Consider the following 409-nt stretch of genomic DNA (forward strand, 5'->3'; position numbering starts at 1 on the left):
GCCGTGTTCACGCTGGCGCCGGGCCTCGGCCTGCCGCCGGAACTGCCGGCCATGCCGGCCGCCGATCTCACCCAGCGCCAGATCTGGTGGTGGGCAACGGTGGCGGCAACCGCTGCCGGTCTCGGCCTGATCGCGTTCCGCAAGTCGCTGCCGCTGGCGATCCTTGCCGTCCTTTTGATCGTCGCACCGCATGTTGTCGGGGCACCGCAGCCCGACAGTTACGAGACGGCGATTCCGGAAGGGCTGCATCACCAGTTCGTGGTGGCGGTGACCGTGACCAATCTGGTGTTCTGGCTGGTGCTCGGAGCGGTCGTCGGTGTGGTGCGCGGTCGCTTCACCGGCACCGCGACCAGCCTGCGCGACAGCTTTGCCTGATCGCAAGACACTGACCTTTCTCATCGGCGGTGGG

General features: G+C 67.7%; 1 protein-coding gene. It reads left to right on the forward strand.

The annotated features are described in order from the left end of the window. Positions 1–375: CbtA family protein (locus EN994_RS35130; protein ID WP_206530599.1), on the forward strand; the 375-nt coding region annotated here is incomplete at its 5' end. Positions 376–409 lie beyond the last annotated feature (34 nt).

The sequence above is a fragment of the Mesorhizobium sp. M7A.F.Ca.CA.002.09.1.1 genome (assembly GCF_003998555.1).
GTDB lineage: Bacteria > Pseudomonadota > Alphaproteobacteria > Rhizobiales > Rhizobiaceae > Mesorhizobium > Mesorhizobium ciceri.